Annotated in this window: 1 protein-coding gene; it reads right to left on the bottom strand. The window is 69.2% G+C overall.

Going from position 1 to position 604, the window contains the following annotated elements; genetic code table 11:
- Nucleotides 1-604: tripartite tricarboxylate transporter permease (locus tag AC1DWF_RS36320; RefSeq protein ID WP_476843290.1), on the bottom strand; the 604-nt coding region annotated here is incomplete at both ends.

Raw genomic sequence — 604 nt, 5'->3', positions numbered from 1 at the left:
CCATCATGTAGGCGCCGAAGGCCGCCAGCGACGCGCCACCGCCCGGCAGGATGCCGAGGAAGCTGCCCACGATGGTGCCGCGAAGCACGGCCGGGGTCGCGCGCCGGAACTCTTCCTTGGTCAGCCAGAGATTGCCCACCTTGGTGCTCATCACGGAGCGCGATTCAGGCCGCTCGAGGTTCAGCACGATCTCGGCGATGCCGAACATGCCCATGGCGATCGGCACGAAGCCAATGCCGTCCGAGAGCTCCGGGATGCCGAAGGTGAAGCGCTGTTGACCGGTCTGCACGTCCGTGCCGACGAGGCCGAGAGCCACGCCGAAGACCACCATACCGACGGCCTTCACGATTGAGCCCTGCGCGAGCACGCAGGCGATGATCAGGCCGAGGAGCATCAGCGAGMAGTAGTCGGCCGGGCCGAAGCTCAGCGCCACCTGCGTCAGCAGCGGGCCCGAGGCGGCGACCAGCACGGTGGCGACCGAGCCGGCGAAGAAGGAGCCGAGCGCCGCGGTGGCCAGCGCCGCGCCGGCGCGCCCGTTGCGGGCCATCTTGTAGCCCTCGAGCGTCGTCACGACAGACGACACCTCGCCTGGCAGGTTCAGCAG

It is taken from the genome of Aminobacter sp. P4_D5, assembly GCF_056401815.1.
Note: the sequence above shows the minus strand (reverse complement) of the source record. Positions and strands in the feature narration are given on the sequence as shown.